The organism is Aliiroseovarius sp. Z3 (assembly GCF_029105185.1).
In the GTDB taxonomy this organism is placed as follows: domain Bacteria; phylum Pseudomonadota; class Alphaproteobacteria; order Rhodobacterales; family Rhodobacteraceae; genus Aliiroseovarius.
Map to the genome: position 1 here is coordinate 84,798 of NZ_JAFMZK010000010.1, position 19,393 is coordinate 104,190.

Annotated in this window: 21 protein-coding genes; 18 read left to right on the forward strand and 3 right to left on the reverse strand. The window is 60.1% G+C overall.

All coding sequences use genetic code 11. From position 1 onward, the window contains the following. Positions 1 to 2: 2 nt before the first annotated feature. Positions 3 to 1,004, reverse strand: coding sequence for a LacI family DNA-binding transcriptional regulator (locus J3R80_RS15980; protein WP_275394798.1), 1,002 nt, complete (start codon positions 1,002 to 1,004; stop codon positions 3 to 5). 190 nt (positions 1,005 to 1,194) lie between these two features. Here J3R80_RS15980 and J3R80_RS15985 point away from each other — a divergent pair, with 190 nt between their 5' ends. The 17 genes from J3R80_RS15985 (at position 1,195) to J3R80_RS16065 (ending at position 16,493) form a co-directional block, all read left to right on the forward strand. Then, entirely contained in the window at positions 1,195 to 2,145 is a 951-nt protein-coding gene (locus tag J3R80_RS15985) for a sugar ABC transporter substrate-binding protein (protein ID WP_275394799.1), read from the forward strand. Between the two features lie 98 nt (positions 2,146 to 2,243). Beyond that, positions 2,244 to 3,356 carry an ABC transporter permease gene (locus tag J3R80_RS15990; RefSeq protein ID WP_275394800.1) on the forward strand — a complete coding sequence of 371 codons (1,113 nt, stop codon included), beginning with the start codon at positions 2,244 to 2,246 and terminating at the stop codon, positions 3,354 to 3,356. A gap of 1 nt (position 3,357) precedes the next feature. Next, the gene (locus J3R80_RS15995; RefSeq protein ID WP_275394801.1) at positions 3,358 to 4,146 is read left to right on the forward strand and encodes an ATP-binding cassette domain-containing protein; all 789 of its coding nucleotides are present in this window, start codon (positions 3,358 to 3,360) and stop codon (positions 4,144 to 4,146) included. A 112-nt stretch (positions 4,147 to 4,258) separates the two neighbouring features. Next, complete coding sequence (locus tag J3R80_RS16000; protein WP_275394802.1) at positions 4,259 to 5,161, forward strand: DUF1403 family protein; 903 nt, start codon at positions 4,259 to 4,261, stop codon at positions 5,159 to 5,161. An 8-nt stretch (positions 5,162 to 5,169) separates the two neighbouring features. Continuing rightward, positions 5,170 to 5,790, forward strand: coding sequence for an SMC-Scp complex subunit ScpB (locus J3R80_RS16005; protein WP_275394803.1), 621 nt, complete (start codon positions 5,170 to 5,172; stop codon positions 5,788 to 5,790). 147 nt (positions 5,791 to 5,937) lie between these two features. Continuing rightward, the gene (locus J3R80_RS16010; RefSeq protein WP_275394804.1) at positions 5,938 to 6,624 is read left to right on the forward strand and encodes a phosphatidylserine decarboxylase; all 687 of its coding nucleotides are present in this window, start codon (positions 5,938 to 5,940) and stop codon (positions 6,622 to 6,624) included. Continuing rightward, entirely contained in the window at positions 6,621 to 7,385 is a 765-nt protein-coding gene (gene pssA, locus J3R80_RS16015) for a CDP-diacylglycerol--serine O-phosphatidyltransferase (RefSeq protein WP_275394805.1), read from the forward strand. The genes J3R80_RS16010 and pssA overlap by 4 nt, the downstream gene beginning before the upstream one ends. Before the next feature lies 1 nt (position 7,386). After that, entirely contained in the window at positions 7,387 to 8,010 is a 624-nt protein-coding gene (locus J3R80_RS16020) for a class I SAM-dependent methyltransferase (RefSeq protein WP_275394806.1), read from the forward strand. Between the two features lie 88 nt (positions 8,011 to 8,098). Further along, the gene (gene nadA / locus J3R80_RS16025) at positions 8,099 to 9,148 is read left to right on the forward strand and encodes a quinolinate synthase NadA (protein ID WP_275394807.1); all 1,050 of its coding nucleotides are present in this window, start codon (positions 8,099 to 8,101) and stop codon (positions 9,146 to 9,148) included. Between the two features lie 7 nt (positions 9,149 to 9,155). After that, complete coding sequence (locus J3R80_RS16030) at positions 9,156 to 10,724, forward strand: L-aspartate oxidase (protein WP_275394808.1); 1,569 nt, start codon at positions 9,156 to 9,158, stop codon at positions 10,722 to 10,724. Continuing rightward, entirely contained in the window at positions 10,721 to 11,569 is an 849-nt protein-coding gene (gene nadC, locus J3R80_RS16035; protein ID WP_275394809.1) for a carboxylating nicotinate-nucleotide diphosphorylase, read from the forward strand. Before J3R80_RS16030 ends, nadC begins: the two co-directional genes overlap by 4 nt. 90 nt (positions 11,570 to 11,659) lie before the next feature. Beyond that, positions 11,660 to 11,899, forward strand: coding sequence for a type II toxin-antitoxin system ParD family antitoxin (locus tag J3R80_RS16040; protein ID WP_275394810.1), 240 nt, complete (start codon positions 11,660 to 11,662; stop codon positions 11,897 to 11,899). Continuing rightward, on the forward strand, positions 11,889 to 12,194 hold the full coding sequence (locus J3R80_RS16045) for a type II toxin-antitoxin system RelE/ParE family toxin (RefSeq protein ID WP_275394811.1): 306 nt from the start codon (positions 11,889 to 11,891) through the stop codon (positions 12,192 to 12,194). Before J3R80_RS16040 ends, J3R80_RS16045 begins: the two co-directional genes overlap by 11 nt. A 133-nt stretch (positions 12,195 to 12,327) precedes the next feature. Continuing rightward, positions 12,328 to 12,870, forward strand: a complete 543-nt coding sequence (locus J3R80_RS16050; protein ID WP_275394812.1) for a sigma-70 family RNA polymerase sigma factor — start codon at positions 12,328 to 12,330, stop codon at positions 12,868 to 12,870. Further along, positions 12,867 to 13,562: an anti-sigma factor gene (locus tag J3R80_RS16055; RefSeq protein ID WP_275394813.1), complete on the forward strand. Its 696-nt coding sequence runs from the start codon at positions 12,867 to 12,869 to the stop codon at positions 13,560 to 13,562. The genes J3R80_RS16050 and J3R80_RS16055 overlap by 4 nt, the downstream gene beginning before the upstream one ends. Before the next feature lie 148 nt (positions 13,563 to 13,710). Then, positions 13,711 to 14,277: a fasciclin domain-containing protein gene (locus tag J3R80_RS16060; RefSeq protein WP_275394814.1), complete on the forward strand. Its 567-nt coding sequence runs from the start codon at positions 13,711 to 13,713 to the stop codon at positions 14,275 to 14,277. Positions 14,278 to 14,516: 239 nt separating this feature from the next. Beyond that, complete coding sequence (locus tag J3R80_RS16065) at positions 14,517 to 16,493, forward strand: CocE/NonD family hydrolase (RefSeq protein ID WP_275394815.1); 1,977 nt, start codon at positions 14,517 to 14,519, stop codon at positions 16,491 to 16,493. A 6-nt stretch (positions 16,494 to 16,499) separates the two neighbouring features. Here the strand turns inward: J3R80_RS16065 and J3R80_RS16070 are convergent, their stop codons facing one another. Continuing rightward, the gene (locus J3R80_RS16070; RefSeq protein WP_275394816.1) at positions 16,500 to 17,405 is read right to left on the reverse strand and encodes a bestrophin family ion channel; all 906 of its coding nucleotides are present in this window, start codon (positions 17,403 to 17,405) and stop codon (positions 16,500 to 16,502) included. A gap of 64 nt (positions 17,406 to 17,469) precedes the next feature. Between J3R80_RS16070 and J3R80_RS16075 the strand changes: the two genes are divergently transcribed. Beyond that, on the forward strand, positions 17,470 to 18,018 hold the full coding sequence (locus tag J3R80_RS16075) for a HutD family protein (RefSeq protein ID WP_275394817.1): 549 nt from the start codon (positions 17,470 to 17,472) through the stop codon (positions 18,016 to 18,018). Here the strand turns inward: J3R80_RS16075 and J3R80_RS16080 are convergent. Next, entirely contained in the window at positions 18,015 to 19,373 is a 1,359-nt protein-coding gene (locus J3R80_RS16080) for a formimidoylglutamate deiminase (protein ID WP_275394818.1), read from the reverse strand. The two genes, J3R80_RS16075 and J3R80_RS16080, sit on opposite strands and share 4 nt — an antisense overlap. Between the last annotated feature and the right edge of the window lie 20 nt (positions 19,374 to 19,393).

Consider the following 19,393-nt stretch of genomic DNA (forward strand, 5'->3'; position numbering starts at 1 on the left):
GGCTAGCTGATGATCGGGCGCAGCGTTCCACGTTCGACGATTGAGCAGGGGAAGATACGCGCCTCGGGATAGCGGTCGGGTTCGTCCAGCATGGCGACCATAAGCTCGATAGACGAGGTGACGATCTGGCGGATCGGTTGGTGGATGGTGGTGAGATTGATGTTCTCCCACCCCGCCATTTCCATATCGTTCAGGCCCATCAGGCCGATATCCTGCGGCACCGACAGGCCGCTGTCCTGAATGGCGGACAGAACGCCGATGGACAGCACGTCGTCGCCGCAAAAATAGGCTTCGGACGGCGTGCTTTCCAGCAATCGCAGCATTTCGCGACGCCCCGCGTCGAACGAATAGGCTTCGGCATATGAGCAGCTGGTCGCGACTTCGGGGTGTTCGGCCATCTCGGCCATAAAGCCTTTGTGCCTATCTTGTGTGGACGTGGCGCTTTCGGGGCCGCCCAGAAACGCGATGTTCTTATAGCCGCGCGCCACCAAGGTTCGGGCGGCCATGCGGCCACATTCCACATTGTCGATCCCAACCACATGAACTTGCGGCGTCGAGGAATAACGGCCGAATGAATTGACCACGGGGACACCTGCGTCACGGAACGCTTTCGAGAACTCCGGTGGCAGTGTGGATGATGCGACAACGACGCCATCGACAGAATATTGTCGAAGCATCCGCACCGAGTTTTCCGGGTCGGTTTCATGGGTCAGATTGACCAGAAGCGGGCGCAAGCCACGCTCCTGCAGCCCGCGGGTGAACAGGTCGAACACCTCAAGGAAAATCGGGTTGTGAAAGTTGTTCGAGACAAGGCCGATCAGCTTGGTGCGCCCGGTGGTCAGCGACGAGGCCAGCGCATTCGGGCTGTATCCAAGCTCGTCCGCTGCCTTTTCGACCTTTCGCCGTGTTTTGTCCGAAACCGAGGCGCCGGGCGTAAAAGTGCGGGATACGGCGGAGCGCGAAACCCCGGCACGTTCTGCAACCTCTTTCAATGTTACTGCCATGTAAGCCTGACCCGGAACCGCCTGTATATCCACTTTTATAACAGTTCTTTCGTCAGGGCATCATGAAAAGATACTGGCTAATTTGCAACCGGTTGCAAAATGATGACAGATATGCTTAACTCCGAGTCGGAGGTCGGGACCACCCGGTCTTAGAACAGATGCCAAAATTGGTGGATCTTGGGAGGATCAAATGAAATCACTGATGAAGAAGGTCGCATTGGCAACGGTCGTTGCCGCAGCACCGCTGATGGTCGGAACCGGTGCAATGGCCGAGGGCGAAAAGTATATTCTTGTCAGCCATGCTCCGGACAGCGACAGCTGGTGGAACACGATCAAGAACGGTATCGCGCTGGCTGGCGAACAGGTTGGGGCCGATGTCGAATATCGCAACCCGCCCACCGGCGACATTGCCGACATGGCGCGGATCATTGATCAGGCCGCTGCCTCCGGCCCTGATGGTATCATCACCACCCTTGCCGACTTTGATGTTTTGAAAGGCCCGATCAGCGCCGCCGTTGACCAGGGCATCGACGTCATCATCATGAACACCGGCACGCCCGATCAGGCGCGCGAAGTTGGTGCGCTGATGTATGTGGGTCAGCCCGAATATGATGCAGGTTTCGCCGCTGGACAGCGCGCCAAAGGCGAAGGTGTGACCAAGTTCCTTTGTGTGAACCACGCCATTCAACAGCCTACCGTGGGCGAGCGTTGCCGCGGCTATGCGGATGGTCTGGGTATCGAACTGGGCGATGCGATGATGGATTCGGGCACCGACCCGTCAGAAATCAAGAACAAGGTTCTGGCCTATCTATCGGCAAATCCTGACGTTGACGGCATTCTGACCCTTGGTCCGGTTTCCGCTGATCCCACCATCGCCGCTTTGCAAGAAAACGGAATGGCCGGAGCAATCCATTTCGGCACCTTCGATCTGGGCGAAGAGATCGTCAAAGGGATCAAGGATGGTGTCATCAACTGGGGTATCGACCAGCAACCCTTCCTGCAAGCCTATATGCCCGTCATCATTCTGGCCAATTGGGACCGTTACGGCGTTCTGCCAGGCAACAACATCAACTCTGGCCCCGGCTTCGTGACCAAGGATGGATTGGCCAAGGTTGAAGAGTTTGCAGGTGAATACCGGTAACGACCGCGCGTAAGCGAACAAATCACCAAAAACGGGCGGCCCAAAGCGCCGCCCGTTTCTCGCCCACCTTCTGCATAAGACATGAGGAGACGCCAGTCATGGCTGAGACCGTCCAATCAGACGAACGTGTCAAAGAAATATCATCCTTCCGACAGGCGCTTATCCGCCCGGAACTGGGGGGTATCGTCGGCACTGTCGCTGTTTTTACCTTGTTTCTACTGTTCGCCTTCGACAGCGGTATGTTCGCCTCGCAAGGGGTTTTGAACTGGTCCGTTGTGTCCGCCCAGTTCATGATCATTGCTGTTGGCGCATGTCTTTTGATGATCGCAGGAGAGTTCGATCTGTCTGTCGGTTCGATGATCGGTTTCGCCGGCATGATGATCGCCGTGTTCGGTGTCGTTCTTGGCTGGCCCATGTGGATTGCGATCATTATCACCTTTGTGATTTGCTGCCTGCTTGGGGCGCTGAACGGCTGGATCGTCGTCAAAACGGGACTGCCCAGCTTTATCGTGACCCTGGCCTTTCTGTTCATTCTGCGCGGCTTCACCATCTACATTCCGCAAACGATCGAGCGTAAGACGATCATTGGCGGTATCCGTGACGCTGCAGAAGGGGACTGGCTGGCACCGATCTTTGGCGGCAAAATTGGCCAACCGGTGTTTCAGTGGTTGGGTGACGTTGGCATCATCGCGGTGTTCGAGCGTGGATCGCGCGAAGGACAACCTGTTGTCGACGGCATACCCATGTTGATCGTTTGGGCAATTGTGATCATCGCGTTTGGGCATATCCTGCTGACGCGCACGCAGTTTGGCAACTGGATCTTCGCCTCTGGCGGTGATCCCGAGGCGGCGCGCAACTCGGGTGTTCCGGTGAACAAGGTCAAGATCCTGATGTTCACACTTACGGCGTTCTGCGCAACGGTGCTGGCGGTTTGCCAGGTCATGGAGTTCGGATCGGCGGGCGCGGATCGGGGTCTGTTGAAAGAGTTCGAGGCGATCATCGCCGTGGTGATCGGCGGCGCGTTGCTGACCGGTGGCTATGGCTCGGTTCTGGGCGCAGCCCTTGGTGCGCTGATCTTCGGCGTCGTACAGCAGGGCCTGTTTTTCGCTGGTGTCGAAAGCTCGTTGTTCAGGGTCTTCCTTGGGGTGATCCTTCTGTTTGCGGTCATTCTGAACACCTATATCCGTCGCATCATCACGGGGGAACGTTGATATGAATCCGGAAAAAGCCCCAATCATTCAGATGAAAAACATCGAAAAGCACTTTGGCAGCGTGATCGCGCTGGCAGGTGTATCGCTGGAGGTTTTCCCCGGCGAATGCCATTGTCTGCTCGGCGACAACGGGGCCGGGAAGTCGACCTTCATCAAGACGATGTCCGGTGTGCACCAGCCCACCCGTGGTGAAATTTTTTTTGAAGGCAAGCCGATGCAGTTCCATGATCCGCGTGATGCGATTGCAGCGGGCATTGCGACTGTGCACCAGCATCTTGCCATGATCCCGCTGATGTCGGTCAGCCGCAATTTCTTCATGGGAAATGAACCGGTGAAGAAGGTCGGGCCGCTGAAGTTTTTCGACCATGACTATGCCAATACAGTCACGATGGACGAGATGCGCAAGATGGGTATCAACCTGCGTGGCCCGGATCAGGCCGTTGGCACCCTGTCCGGGGGCGAGCGTCAAACCGTCGCCATCGCACGTGCCGTGCATTTTGGTGCCAAAGTTCTGATCCTGGACGAACCGACATCGGCACTTGGTGTTCGCCAGACGGCCAACGTTCTTGCGACAATCGACAAGGTACGCAAGCAGGGGATCGCAGTTGTGTTCATCACGCATAACGTTCGTCACGCGATGGCCGTGGGCGATCGGTTTACCGTGCTGAACCGCGGCCAGACCTTGGGTACGGCACAGCGCGGCCAGATCACACCGGAAGAGCTACAAGACATGATGGCGGGTGGCCAAGAGCTTGTCGCATTGGAAGGCAGCTTGGGCGGCACAGTCTAAGATCGCATCTTGCGAATGAAGCACCGCCGTCAGATCGACGGCGGTGTTTTTGTTGCGGCGGTTTAGCATGATCCGGCTGGAGTTAAGCGCCGCGCATGACTAGTATCCGGGCATGACATTCGCCCATCAGACCCCCCATCAGACCCAAAGCGATGCTGCAGACGCAATTCCCCGGATGCCATCCTGGGCGACAGCGGGCCGTCCAACAACATCAGAGGATGCCGCGTTTTTGTCGGGCGCGGCCTTGGCACTTCTGCATCACGCGCTGGCGCAGGTTGCCCTCCCGCAAGCATTGCTTCGCGCTCGGCTGGCGTTGACGGCCGCCGAGGCGTGCGTGGCCTTCTCGGGCCGCCCCGAACGGGTGCCGGATTTGCGGGATGCGCTTGCCCTGCTGCGACCCGGCGATCAGCCGGGGCCGGCGGGTGCTGTTTATCGCCAGTGGTGGACCGCAGTGTCGCGGCCGATCTCGGTTCCTGCGTTGAAACGCGCGGTGTCGGACGGGTTGGAAACGCATGTGCCGGTCTGGCAGGCCGCAGTGCAGGGGGGGCCGGTGCAGCGGGCCGCGGCCGTGTTGGAGGCTGTGCTGACCGATCACCCGGCCGATGAGGCGTCAGCACTGATCCTGGCCGATGCGGCGCTGGCGCGCAGTGTGGGGTGGTCCCATCTGATGCCACTGTTGGCAGGGGGGCTGAAGCGGCGCGAGTTGCGGCTCACCGGTGCGGACCTGATCACGGCTTGCCATTCCGCCGTTATCCGTTCCTCGACAGACGCCTTGGGCATCGCTGCCGATTTGACACGCCGTGCCGCCTATCTGCGCACTGTGACCCCAAAACTGCGCGCCAAATGGGCGGGCGCGGCGGTCGAGATGTTCCTGACCCAAGATGCCTTGGCCCCTGCGGCGCTCACGTCCTTGACGTCAGACCGGGCCGCGCGGCGATTGTGCGACCGGCTGGTCGATCTTGGTGCGGTGCGCGAGCTCACTGGCCGCGACACCTTCAGGCTTTACGGGGTATAGGCATGAATATGGCCAAGGACAGACCAGAGCCGGAACTGGACCGCGAGTTGTCCGATCTGCCCGCCGAGCTGCGCTGGCGGGAATGGATGCGGCGGATCGAGGCCGTGCTGTTTGCAAGCCGCACGCCCGTCGCGCGCGAGGATCTGGCGCGCATCGTGGGGCAGGGGGCATCGGTCGATCTGCTGCTGGATGACCTTGCCGCCGATCTGGCGGGACGGTCGTTCGAAGTTGCCAAACTGGCAGACGGCTGGATATTGCGCACCCGCCCGGCCTATGCGCCCGCGATCCGCACCGCTGCGGATATAGACGATCAGCTTCTGGACCTGAACCCGTTCGACATCGCCGTGCTGGCGGCCATTGCCTATCACCAACCCATCACGCGTGACGGGTTGAGTGAGATCTTTGGCAAGGACATCAGCCGCGATCTGATCGGGCGTCTGCATGCCCGCAATTTGATCGCCACCGGACCACGCGCGCCGCGTCGTGGCGCGCCTTATACGTTTGTCACCACCGACCAGTTCCTTGTGGCCTTCGATCTGAAAAGCCTGCGCGACTTGCCCGATCGTGAACAAATCGAAGATGCCGGGATACACGTGGCGTCACCCGGTTGGCAGGGTGGGAAAGGTTAAGGGACTGCCTAAACCTCGTCCGACAGGTGGCGGTGCTGGTCCCTACGAAACAGCATTGCAGGCCGGATTGCTCCGACAGGAATGTTCTTGCACTTGATCCCAACCGCCTTATGAGAGTGGTGTGAATTGCCCCAGGGGAATGCGTCTATGAAAATGCTGGATACTTTCGTCAAACCGATGCATCCGGAAGGCATCAGGTTCGTCGCGATTTTTGCCATTGTTACCGCGATTTTGTTCCTGATCTCATCGTTTCTGGGCTGGATCGGCGTTGGTTTGACCATCTGGTGCTATTACTTCTTTCGCGATCCAGAACGGGTGACACCCGACCGGCCGGGGTTGATTGTCAGTCCCGCAGATGGGGTGGTGTCATTGATCGAATCTGCCGTCCCGCCCGAAGAGCTGGGCATGGCCAACACACCGCTGACCCGCGTCAGTGTGTTCATGAGCGTGTTCAACTGTCATGTGAACCGCACCCCGATCGCAGGCGACGTCACGGCGGTGGCCTATCGGCCCGGCAAGTTCTTCAATGCTTCGCTGGATAAGGCAAGCGCGGACAATGAACGCAACAGCCTGTGTATTCGGATGCAGGACGGTCGCGATCTGGCGGTTGTCCAGATCGCTGGTCTGGTAGCACGGCGCATCGTCTGTTTCGTGAAACCCGGCGCGCAGATGCGGACGGGTGAACGGTTCGGTCTGATCCGCTTCGGATCACGACTGGATGTGTATCTGCCCGACGGCGTAGCACCGTTGGTCAGCATCGGTCAGACAATGGTCGCAGGTGAAACTGTCATTGCCGAGCTGAACACGGGTGAGGACGAGGTAAGCCTGTCGTGACCGACCCCGCTGACAAGCCCGGGTCCGAGTTCGCCCTGATACATCTGATCCCGAACATGCTGACCATCGCTGGCCTGTGCGCCGGTCTGTCCGCGATCCGTTACGGCGTGCAGGGGGATTTCAGGTTCGCGGTTCAGTTGGTCCTCGTGGCCTGTGTTCTGGACGGGCTGGATGGGCGAATTGCCCGATTGATGAACAGCGGCAGCAAGATGGGGGCCGAGCTGGACTCGCTTGCTGATTTCGTGAATTTCGGGGTCGCGCCGCCCTTGGTCATTTACTACTGGGCCTTGCAGGACACGGGCAATCTGGCATGGATATCCGTGCTTGTGTATGCGGTTTGTTGTGTGCTCCGCCTTGCTCGGTTCAACGTCAGCAGCAACGCAAGCAGTGAAAATGGTCAGAGCACGCCAAGCGCGTTCTTTTCCGGTGTGCCATCCCCGGCGGGCGCTGTGCTGGTACTTCTGCCGATGTCGACTTCGTTTGCGTTTGACAGCATTCCCATGCCGCCAGACCTGGCGATCTGCGCCTATATGGTCGCGATCGGTCTGTTGATGATCAGCCGCACCCCAATCTGGTCGTTCAAGACAACGCGCATATCACGAGAAAACGTAAAGTTCTTTCTGGTCGGATTTGCAGTCGTCGGCGTAGCGGCGCTTAGTTTCGCCTGGGTCACTTTCGTGATGCTGGGCCTTAGCTATATTGTCATGATCATCTGGTGTGGTGTTGCGCATCGTTCGACGGCTTCTGAAAGGGATGGCTAAGATGGATATCGAAGCGGTTCAGACCTCGTATGCCCGCTGGGCACCGATCTATGACAAGACCTTCGGCGCGGTGACGCATTCCGGCAGGCGCCGGGCGGTCAGTTACATCAACAGCCGTGCCGGATCGGTGTTGGAGGTCGGCGTCGGCACCGGCCTGTCTCTGGAACATTACGACCCTGATCTAAATGTAACCGGAATTGATTTCAGTGAGCAGATGTTGGCCAAGGCACAGGCGAAAGTGCGCGAACGTGACCTGAAGCACGTTGTGGCGCTGCGGCAGATGGATGCCCGTGCGCTGGATTTCCCAGATCACAGCTTTGACACGATCGCCGCCATGCATGTGTTGTCCGTGGTGCCGGAACCCGAACGCGTCATGTCCGAAATCGCGCGCGTTTTGAAACCGGGCGGCAAGGTGGTCATCACCAACCATTTCGTGCGCACTCAAGGCATCTTGGCATTGTTGGAGCGTCTGTCCGCACCGTTTGCAAACACGATCGGGTGGCATTCCGATTTCCATATCGAAACCGTGTTGCAGGAACCCGTGCTCGAGGTCGAAGAACGCAAGACGTTGCCGCCGCTTGGGATGATGACGTTTCTGGTGTTAACAAAATCGGGCGGTGTTTAGCGCCCGCCACCAACGCTGTCACGCGATGGGCTTTTCGTGCCATGCCCAGTGTGCTAGCCACTTAGCCAGTTAATTTGGAGGCCCGCCCGTGTTGGATCTTACCCATGTTCGCACTGTTCTGTCCGAACATTACGACCTTGCCCCCTCGGCTGAGCTTGCTGACGGAATGCAGGATATCTATGCCCGCATGGACCGGGTGGTAACCCCTCCGGATTTTGCGACCTTTGCCCCGTATATCAAAGCGATCAACGCGCTGAAAAAAGAACGCAACGCGGTGATCCTTGGCCACAACTACATGACGCCCGAGATTTTCCACGGCGTGTCGGATTTCGTCGGCGACAGCCTGCAACTGGCAATGAAGGCCAGCGATGTCGAGGCCGATGTAATCGTGCAGGCCGGTGTGCATTTCATGGCGGAAACGTCAAAGATCCTCAGCCCTGGAAAAACCGTGCTGATGCCGGATATGGAAGCCGGATGTTCGCTGGCCGAAAGCATCACCGCCGAGGGGATCGACGAAATGCGTGCCAAGTATCCCGGTGCGCCAGTCGTGTCTTATGTAAACACCACGGCCGAGGTGAAAGCAGCATCCGATATCTGTTGCACGTCCTCCAACGCTGTTCAGATCGTGAACGCGCTGGAGGCCGAGACAGTGATCATGACGCCGGATCAGTATCTGGCGCAGAACGTGGCCAATGAAAGCCACAAGACCGTGGTTTACTGGCCCGGTTCCTGCATCGTGCATGAACAATACACCGCGCAGGATCTGCGTAATTTCCGCGAATGGAACCCCGGCACCAAGCTGATCGCGCATCCCGAATGCACCCCCGACGTGGTGGCCGAGGCGGATTTCTCGGGGTCCACAAGTGGCATTCTGAAATACGTCACCGAGACGAAGCCCGAAAAGGCGATGCTGATCACCGAATGTTCGATGGCGTCGAACATCGCGGATGAATTGCCCGAGGTCGAGTTCGTCGGCCCCTGCAATATGTGCCCCTATATGAAGAAGATCACGCTTGAGAAGATCCTGTATTCCCTGCACACGATGGAAGGGCAGGTCGAAGTGGACCCGGTCGTGGCCGAGAAGGCCCGCCATGCGGTGCAGGCGATGATTGATATGTCGCGCAAGCTGGGGCTGTGATCCTGCGATGCAGACCCTTGCCACCGATCGCGTCATTATCGTCGGGGCCGGATTGGGGGCGCTGTATGCGGCGCTGAAACTGGCGCCGCACCCGGTGGTGATGATCTCGCCCGAGGTGCTGGGCGAAGGGGCCAGTTCGGCCTGGGCACAGGGTGGCGTCGCGGCTGCGATGGATGCGGCGGACAGCCCGGACAGCCATGCCGCCGACACGGTGAAGGCAGGTGCCGGCACCGTGAACCCGGCTGTGGCGGATCTGGTGACGCGCGAGGCGCGCGATTACATCCTTGACCTGACCACGATGGGCACGCCGTTCGACCGGACCGAGGATGGCGGCTATGTCCTGTCGCGCGAAGCGGCGCACAGTTTTGCACGGGTGGTGCGCGTGAAGGGTGATCAGGCGGGGGCCGAGATCATGGCCGCGCTGATCGCGCAGGTGCGCAACACCCCGTCCATTCAGGTGCTGGAAGGCACCATGGCGCGCGACCTTGAAGTGACGGATGGGCGGGTGACCGGTGTGGTCATTCAGGAAGCCGGTGGTGAACGATCCGGCCCGGTCCTGTTGCGCGGGGCTGCGGTGTTGCTGGCCGGCGGCGGCTCTGGCGGGCTTTATGCCTTGACCACCAATCCGCCGCGTATTCGGGGGCAGGTGATCGGTATGGCCGCCCGCGCCGGTGCCTTGATTGCCGATGCCGAGTTCGTGCAATTCCACCCCACCGCGATGGATGTGGGCGAAGACCCCGCACCGCTGGCGACCGAGGCCCTGCGCGGCGAAGGGGCGATCCTGATCAACAAGCATGGCGAACGTTTCATGCAGGCCATCCACCCGGACGCCGAGTTGGCGCCACGCGACATCGTGGCCCGTGCGATCTATGCCCAGGTCAAGGCAGACAATCGCCCGATGCTGGACACGCGCGACGTGTTGGGCGAAGCAATCAAGACGCAGTTCCCCGCCGTCGCCGAGTATTGTGTGCGCAACGGAATTGATCCGGCGGTTGATCCGATCCCGATTGCCCCGGCGGCACATTACCATATGGGCGGCATAGCGACGGATACGCAGGGGCGTGCCACGCTGGACGGCCTGTGGGTCTGTGGTGAAGCCTCGTCCACCGGTTTGCATGGGGCGAACCGGCTGGCGTCGAACGGATTGCTGGAAGCCTTGGTCTATGCCCGCATCTGCGCCGAGGGGATGGCGCAGACCCTGAACCACGTGGCCGAAGCCGTGCCACTGGAGCTCACCTTTCCCGACGGCGGCATGCCGCCTGCACCCGAGGCTGTGCAATCGCTGCGTCAGACCATGACCCAGAATGTGGGTGTGGTGCGGGATCGTGCCGGGCTGACCCGCGCCCTGGCCACCATCGCCGCGCTTGAGGTCGCCCATGGCGACAGCCCGTCCTTTCTGAATATGTGCGCCACCGCGACCTTGATCGCGGCAGGGGCTTTGCTGCGCGAAGAAAGCCGTGGGGCACATGAGCGATCGGATTTCCCTGAGCCTGCCGATGGGCCGGGCCAGCGGTCCGAAATGTATCTGACCGACGCGCTCGCCGTGCGGGCACAGGTTTGCAAGGAACTGTCATGAGTTATTCCACCCTTCCCGATCTTGTTCTGGAGCCGATGATCCGCGGTGCGTTGATGGAGGATCTGGGCAGCTATGGGGATGTCACCACGCGCGCCGTGATCCCGTCAGGTACCACCTATGATGCCCGGCTAAATGCGCGCGAAGATGCGGTCGTATCGGGAATGCAGGTGGCCGCGATTGCCTTCCGACTGGTGGACCCCACGCTGGAGGTCATCACCCATATCGCGGATGGGCAGCCCTGCAAAAAGGGCGACACGTTGATGACGATCAAGGGTTCGGCGGCGTCGATCTTGTCAGGCGAGCGTGTGGCGCTGAACTTCGCGGGTCGTCTGACCGGGATGGCCACCAAGACCGCCGGGTTCGTGGCCGAGACACGCGGCACCGAAGCCCGCGTGACTTGTACGCGTAAGACCACGCCGGGATTGCGTCTGGTCGAGAAGCTGGCCGTGCTGCATGGCGGCGGGTTCAACCACCGCTATTCCCTGTCCGATGCAATCCTGATCAAGGACAACCACATTGCGGCGGCGGGCGGCGTCCGTCAGGTGCTTGAAGCCACCAAAGCCCATGCAAGCCATATGATGGCGGTCGAGATCGAGGTTGACCGGCTGGACCAATTGGCCGAGGTGCTTGAAGTCGGCGGCGCGTCGGTCGTGCTGCTCGACAATATGGACAATGATCTGCTGCGGCAGGCCGTGGACATGGTGGATGGCGCCCTGAAAACAGAGGCCAGCGGGAATGTGACGCTGGACCGCATCGCCTCGATCGCGGCGACGGGCGTCGACTATATCTCGTCCGGGGCGCTGACCCATTCGGCGCGCACGGTGGATCTGGGGTTGGACTTCTGACGATCGACGACACGTCAGAGTCGCGTTCCGCGTGTCCGTCATCTTGAATTATGGCAAAGTTTGCCATACATTTGAAGCAGGAGGCCAACCATGTCCACGATGAACATATCCCTGCCCGAACAGATGAAAAGCTGGGTTGAATCTCAATCCCGCTCTGGCCGGTTTGCCAATTCCAGCGATTATGTCCGCGATCTGATCCGGCGTGATCAGGAACGAGCCGTCGCGATATCCGAGGTGCAGGCCGCGGTTGATGCCGCTCTTGCCTCTGGCCCGCCAGCCCGGTTTGATGCGGATGCGTTCAAGGCCCGGATGCGCCAGGATGCCGACTAGGGCGACCTATCGACTGACCCCGGCGGCACAGAACGATCTTGCAGAAATATGGCGCTACGGCGCGGGAACATGGTCAGACGATCAGGCGGATCGCTATCTTGACGTGTTGGTCAACGGGTTTGAACTGATCGCGGACCAGCCAGACATGTCGCGGCTGCGCTCCGAATTCACGCCGCCCGTACGCATCTTTCCAACCGGCTCTCATCTGGTCGTTTACATCGCAGATCAGCAGGGTGTGACCATTTTGCGCGTGCTTCACAATCGCCGGGATCTGCTGGCGGCCCTGGACAGTTGATCAACCGCCCATTCGCCCAAGCGAGATCCCACCGAACCCAACGAAGGCTTTGTAATCCCGCACGAACTGCCGCATGATCGCCCGGCGAGCACCTTCGCCCGCCTATGCTTTTTGACGCGCTTATGGGACATTCATGGCTGACCTGAACGAACTGGAAGACTGGATTGTCAGGACCGGCCTGGGCGACCGCGCGGCCTTTGATGCACTTTATGATGCAACATCGGCGAAACTTTTTGGCGTTTGCCTGCGTGTCTTGAATAATCGGGCTGAGGCAGAGGAAGTGTTACAGGATGCCTTTGTGCGCATCTGGCAAAACGCAAAGCGCTTTAAAGCCAATGGGTACAGCCCGATGACATGGTTGATCACGGTGACGCGTAATCAGGCAATCGACAGGCTGCGCACCCGCAAGGCGCCAACCGAGGATATTGCGGCGCGCCCGGACATCGCTGACGCAGGTCCAACGCCCGAGCAGGCCGCGCTGGCATCGTCGGAACGGGATCGCATCAACACATGTCTGGACGAGTTGGATGATCCCAAGGCGGGTGCGGTGCGTGGTGCCTATTTGCTGGGAGAGACCTATGACGAGCTGGCCAGCCGATACGCGGTGCCGGTGAATACGATGCGAACCTGGCTGCGACGCAGCCTGCTGAAACTAAGAGAGTGTTTAACGCGATGAGCACGGCAGACACATATGACCGGGACGATGACGTCCTTGCGGCGGAATACGCCCTGCATCTGCTGTCAGCCGAGGATCGGCGCGCATTTGAAACGCGGATGCAGGAAGATGCCAGGCTGAGGGATCTGGTACGCGACTGGGATCACCAGTTCCATGCCCTGTCGGACGAATTTGACAGCGTGGCCCCACCCGCCCATGTCAAGGCGGCGATCCAGGCGCGGGTCTTCGGGTCCGCGCAAAAGACCTCACCGCTCAGCGGCGTGGTCGGCTGGCTTCTGGGCGGCAGCGTAGCGGCGGTGTTGGCGTTGGCCCTTGTGGCAATCCTGCCGCTGATCACCGATCCTCAGACCTCCGCTCCGACCCACACCGCTGAGATCAGCGCGCAGGATCAGTCGCTGATCGTCACCGCTGCGTTCTCGGCGAATAGCGGAGAGTTCACAGTGCGCCGGGTGGCGGGTGGACCGGCCAGTGGGCGCGATCTTGAAATGTGGTTGATCCCCCAAGGGGCCGATGCGCCGATCTCGTTGGGTGTTATGCCAGACGAGGACGACGCCCGGATTACCCTGCCTGATGAATTGCGCGCACGCCTGACAGCCGCCACCTTTGCGATCAGTGATGAACCCAAAGGTGGTTCACCCACCGGTCAACCCACCGGTGCGGTGCTGGCGGCGGGTCCGGTGCAGGTATTGTAAAATACCCGCACCGCAATGCTTTGATAAATATGCAGTTATCAACTTTTTTGAAATTTTTTCAAGAACTCTGAAACTCTTTTCGATGGTCTTTCGTGGTTCCTAATGTCTCCGGGTAAGAAACCCGGTTCAACAGGAAAGGAACCGAAAAATGACCAAGTTGAATGTTCTGGATACCGCCGCAGCTTTTGTATTGGTGGCATCAGTCGCTTTTGCTGACGGCCATTCGCATGAAAACCCGATGGTGGGGGGTGCCGCCATGTTCGCCGATAAGAACATCGTCGAAAATGCTGTGAATTCAGCGGACCACACGACGCTGGTGGCGGCTGTCAAGGCGGCCGGTCTTGTCGAAACGCTGCAAGGCGACGGTCCGTTCACCGTGTTTGCCCCCGTCAACGCGGCCTTTGACGCGCTGCCCGAAGGCACCGTCGAAACGCTTCTGAAGCCCGAGAACAAGGAAATGCTGACCAAGGTTCTGACCTGTCACGTCGTTTCGGCCGACGCGATGTCGGAAGCCATTCGCGGGATGATTGATGATGACGGCGGCAAGCACCCGGTACCCACCGTGGGCGGCTGCACGTTGCAAGCCACCTATGATGGTGACGATATTTGGATCGAGGACGAGCAGGGCAACATGGCGACCGTGACCATTGCGGATGTGAAGCAATCGAACGGCGTGATCCACGTGATCGACAAGGTGCTTCTGCCCGCCATGTAACGATCTGCCAGACCCTGTCCTTTTTCCCAGTTGGGTGCCGGGTCTGCGCAGAACGAATGTGGCTACGCCAACCATCAAACGATTGCAAAGGTTGACCAGTTCCACGGCGTTACCCACAAGGCCTGTCCAGTTATCTGGGCAGGCCATTTTTTGGTCTGCTGATGGCGTGTACGCTTGGTTTGCATTGACGCAGGAGGTTGCTTTTGGGACCGTTGGTTATTCTGACGCAAGGCCGCATCATGACCGACCCACATCTTCACGACCTGACCCATAATCGCGATCTTGGGATCACCCTGCCGGATGGAACCCGTTTGTCAGCACGGGTGTGGATGCCCGTTGACGCTTTGGACAACCCGGTTCCGGCAATCCTTGAATACTTGCCCTATCGTAAAACCGATGGCACGGCTGAACGGGATGCCGGAATGCACCCATGGATTGCCGAGCGGGGCTATGCCTGTCTGCGGGTGGACCGGCGGGGATGTGGCGAAAGCGAAGGGTTGTTCGACGACGAGTATTCCGAGCAGGAGTTGCAGGACGGTGAAGATGTGATTGCCTGGATCGCCCGCCAGCCCTGGTGCACCGGGGCGGTCGGGATGCAGGGCATTTCATGGGGTGGGTTCAACAGCTTGCAGGTCGCCGCCCGCGCGCCCGAGGCGCTGAAGGCGGTCATCACCATTGGGTCAACCGTTGATCGCTATGCCGATGATGTGCACTACAAGGGCGGGATCCAGCATTCGGACAATATCAGCTGGGCGGCAACGGTGCTGTCCTGGTTCTCGATGCCTCCCGATCCTGAACAGGTCGGTGACAAGTGGCGGGCAATGTGGCTTGAGCGGTTGAAGAACACGCCGCCCCTGCCACGCATCTGGACCGAGCATCGTGATCGCGATGCCTATTGGAAGCACGGATCGATTTGCGAGGATTACAGCACGATCAAAGCGGCTGTTCTGGCCTTTGGCGGACTGCATGATGGATATCGCAACACCATGCGGCATCTGGTCGAAAACCTTGACGCGGCAGTGAAAGGCGTGGCCGGACCTTGGGGGCATAAATACCCACATATCTCGCAGATCGGCCCCTCGATCGGGTATTTGCAAGAGGCGCTGAGATGGTGGGACCGTTGGTTGAAAGGGATCGACAATGGCGCCGAACGGGACCCGGCTTGGCGCGCCTATGTCATGGACAGCGCAAAGCCGGACCCAGTAGCAAACCACCGTGCCGGGCGTTGGATATGCGACCAAACCCTGCCGTCGGCCCATGTGCAGGTTCAGGAGATGGCATTGGGGGCGTACTTGTCGGGCGATGTACCAGCAACTGTCGCCCCCGACCTTCGTCATGGTGAGCAATGCGGAGAATTCTTTACCTTTGGCTTCGGGTCAGGAGAGCTGCCTGACGATCAACAACCGGACGACGCCCGCAGCGCCTGTTTTGACGGCCCGGCGCTGGACGAGGCGACGGATATCGTCGGGCGTCCTACGGTACGACTGCACCTGTCCGCCGACCGCCCGCGCGCGCAACTGGTGGTGCGACTGTGTGATCTGCGACCAGACGGAACCTCGATGCTGATCACAATGGGGCTATTGGATCTGCGCAACCGGGATGGGTTTGAAAGCAAACGCGACCTGATCCCCGGCCACTCGGTCGAGGCGAGGCTGGAGCTTGATGAAACCGCCTATCATTTGCCAAAGGGGCATCGTTTACGACTGGCGGTTGCGGGCAGCTACTGGCCGTATTCCTGGCCCGAACCTGATCCTGCGACCCTGACAATCGACGGCGGTCAAATCGGGCTGCCATTGCGCACCCCCTTGGACGGCGATGAATGGACCTTTCCGCCCCCGGTCTCGGCCCCGCCACGACGCACCCGGTTGCTGCGCAAGGGGCATGATGAAAAGACACGGCAGGTCGATCCAGATACGGGCCGGGTCACTCTGACGATCGCTTCTGATCATGGCCGGACCGAGGATCTTGAAACCGGCATCACAACGGAAAGCACAGTTCGGGAGGTCTGGTCGATTGACCCCGCCAACCCGGCGGATGCCCATGCACGGATCGAATGGCAGCGCAGTTTCGGGCGGGGCGACTGGCAGGTGTCCACCCATGCCGACACCGCGATGCTCGGCACGCAGGATCACTTCAAGATCACACAGCGGCTTCTGGCGCACGAGGGCGATGAGGCGCTGTTCGATCAGTCATGGACGCATGAGGTCGAGCGATAAATCGCTTCAACTGAGAAGGTGGTTCTCGGGTTGCATCGCCGCTGGAATGTCTTGCCCCAGTGCGTCGCATAGGGTGCGTTCGATCACGCGGCTCATCGCGTCCAGCGGCAAACCGTTTGGTCGGGGCTCGAACGGGTGTTCCAGCTCGTTCGTCACCGCTTGCAGGCCGAAGAACACATAGGCGACGACAACGGCAAAGATGGGCGCGAACCAGTCGACAGACCCGAGAAGTGCAAAGGGCAGCAATGCGCAATACAGATAGGTCGTGCGCCGCACCAGAAGCGAATAGACGAAGGGCAGAGGCGTGGTCTGAATGCGTTCGCACCCGGCCTGCGACAGGGACAGCCGCGACAGCGTTTCCGACATCGCCATTTGCGCAAACCCGTCCAGCGTGCCCTTGCGCCGCAGGACCGCCAGTTGATGCGCAACATCGCTGAGCGCAGCATCAGCAGGGTTGGCACGGGCCAGCAGCGATTTGGCTTTGTCGTCTCCGACCCACGCCGCGATGTCGTGCCGGGCGTCGCAAGGTCGCAGGCTGCCCCGATGTGCATGCGTGAACGCAGCAATCAGGTTTAGCAGCGTGGATTTATCCTCTGACGGCACGGCAAACATTTCAAGTTGGCGCGCAAAGCTGCGGGTGTCGGCAATCAGGCTGCCCCACAGCTTGCGGGCCTCCCACCAGCGGTCATAGGCTGCGTTGTTGCGAAACCCCAGAAACAAGGACAGTGCAACACCAAACACGCTCATCGCGGCAAGCGATATGTGGGGAAGGGGGACCAGAAACTTATCCACCAAGACAACCGACAGAGTCAGCAACAGGACCGAGACAATCTTGCCAAGGATGCGCGGCACGACAGAGCCTTGCACGATAAAAAACAGGCGCAGTGCAGAGGGGGGCGTTCGAACTATCATAATGCGGTTCTATCGTCAGGAGCGATCAGACATAAAGAGGCTGAATTGGGAAACGGGAAAAGATATGCAGATTATCCGGCGACGTGGTCTGGTGGAAACACCGTGGAAGAATGGCGGCGGCATCACGCGCAACATTGCCGAAACGCGTGACGCCCAAGGCCTGTTGTGGCGGCTGAGCATGGCGGATGTGAAGGAGGACGGCGCATTCTCCAGCTTTCCGGGCCTGACCCGCGTTCTGACCGTGATCAAAGGCGATGGAATGGTCCTGCACGGGCCAGAAGAAGATGTGCCTGCCCGGTTCGCCTCTCCCGTGCGGTTTGACGGAGGCGTCCCCGTGACAGCCACGCTAAGCCAAGGGCCGATCCGCGATTTCAACTTGATGTTTGACACTGCGCGTTGCGCGGGCGACGCGCAGATTGTGCGTCAGGCTGGCGCGCATGAGATCGGGCAGGAGGGTCAGACCTGCGTGCTACATTTGATCGCGGGGAGTGCATCAGTGGATGGCACGGCTTTGGCCGTGGGGGATACCGCGATCAGCACCGAGGCACCCCTGCGTTTCGATCTGGCGCGGGATGGGGTGGCATTGGCCATCACCCTGCGCCTGAAAGGTTAAAGCGACGCAAGCAAATCTGCCACCGCGCGGCGATACCGGGCAACGACCGCGTCGCGTGCAAAGTGCTGTCCGCCGGTTACATTATGCCGCCCCGCAGACCAGAGATCGGTGACGACATTGTCTTTGGCGGCGAAACACAGCCCGTCAAGGATTTGGTCGGGGGCCAGCGCGCACAAGGTCGGATCGGTGCTGTCAATGGCGACAAGGTCGGCAAGATGACCCGGCGCAATCTCGCCCGCGTCCCGACCAACCGCTTGTGCACCGCCACGGGCGGCGCCTGTGTAAAGCGTTGCTCCGACCGAACCTTCGCCAACCACCATGACGTTGCGGGCCACATCGCGCAGACGCTGGGAGTATTCCAGGGTGCGCAATTCCTCGGTCAACGAGATGTTGACGTTGGAATCGGACCCAATGCCGAAGACGCCCCCAGCCTCAAGATAGGTTGGGCCATTGAAGGGCCCGTCACCAAGGTTGGCTTCGGTAATGGGACACAGGCCCGCAACCGCGCCCGAGGTCGCCATCGCGCGGGTTTCCTCTGTGGTCATATGGGTCGCGTGGATCAGGCACCAGCCGTTATCGACAGGAGCGTTGGCCAAAAGCCACTCGACCGGGCGGGCGCCGAGCCAGTTGGTGATATCTTCGACTTCTTTCGGCTGTTCCGCGATGTGGATATGCACCGGCCCGCCCTGATGATCCGCCAATGCGCGGAGCAGGTCGTCAGGGGATGTGGCGCGCAGCGAATGGGGGGCGATGCCGACGCGGGCGTCATCGGGAAGATCGGCCAACCCGGCGCGGGCACCCAGCACAAGCTCGGCGAAACGATCGACGTCATTGCCAAAGCGCATCTGGCCTTCGGTCAACGGCACCCGGTTCGCCCCGCCATAGGTATAAAGCACCGGCAGGTGGGTTAACCCGATGCCGGTTTCCGCCGCGGCTGCCATCACCCGCAGAGACAATTCGGCCAGCGTGTCATAGGGCGTGCCGCCCTGCTGGTGGTGAACATAGTGAAACTCGCCCACGCTGGCATATCCGGCTTCCTGCATCTCGACAAAGACCAATGCGGCAATCGCCTCGATCTGATCCGGGGTCAGGCGGTCCATGAAGCGATACATCAGCTCGCGCCATGTCCAGAAACTGTCGCGCCCGGCCTTGCGCATCTCGGTCATGCCCGCCATCGCGCGCTGGAACGTGTGCGAGTGCAGGTTGGCCATGGCGGGCAACAGGGTGTCGACGCGAGCGTCCCCCGGCTGGGCATCCGTGTTGGGTGCGATCTGATCAATGCGCCCCTGCTTGATAGTGATACGAACATTCTGCGCCCAACCGGACGCGAGAAGGGCCTGACGGGCGTAGATCATGATTTGGTCCTGCTATTTGC